General features: G+C 72.0%; 1 protein-coding gene. It reads left to right on the top strand.

Translation table 11 applies throughout. The annotated features are described in order from the left end of the window. Positions 1-258: sensor histidine kinase (locus FJV41_RS57680; protein ID WP_246137951.1), on the top strand; the 258-nt coding region annotated here is incomplete at its 5' end. Between the last annotated feature and the right edge of the window lie 131 nt (positions 259-389).

Raw genomic sequence — 389 nt, 5'->3', positions numbered from 1 at the left:
GTGCAGGAGTCGCTCACCAACATCGGCAAGTACGCCAATGCCTCCAAGGTGCTGGTGGCGGTGCACAACTACCCCACGCACGTCACCGTGCAGATCCGCGACGACGGCGAAGGCTTCGACACCAGCAAGGTGCACAGCTCGGCCCACGGGCTCATGGGGATGCGGCACCGCGTGGAGGCCGCCGGCGGCCGGCTGACCGTCACGTCGGAGCCGAAAGAGGGCACCCTCGTGTCCGCGGTGCTGCCCGTCGTGCATTGAGCATCCCGGCGCGCGGCGCCGGCTCTCCAGCCCGGCGCCTGCCGCACGTGCTCCTCGGCGGCCACCCGGCGCGCCCTTCTCCCCTCCGTTCTTGCGTCGCACTGCGCTGCGCCGAGCCCCAGCGCCCTGCG

It is taken from the genome of Myxococcus llanfairpwllgwyngyllgogerychwyrndrobwllllantysiliogogogochensis (assembly GCF_006636215.1).
Classification (GTDB): domain Bacteria; phylum Myxococcota; class Myxococcia; order Myxococcales; family Myxococcaceae; genus Myxococcus; species Myxococcus llanfairpwllgwyngyllgogerychwyrndrobwllllantysiliogogogochensis.
Note: the sequence above shows the minus strand (reverse complement) of the source record. Positions and strands in the feature narration are given on the sequence as shown.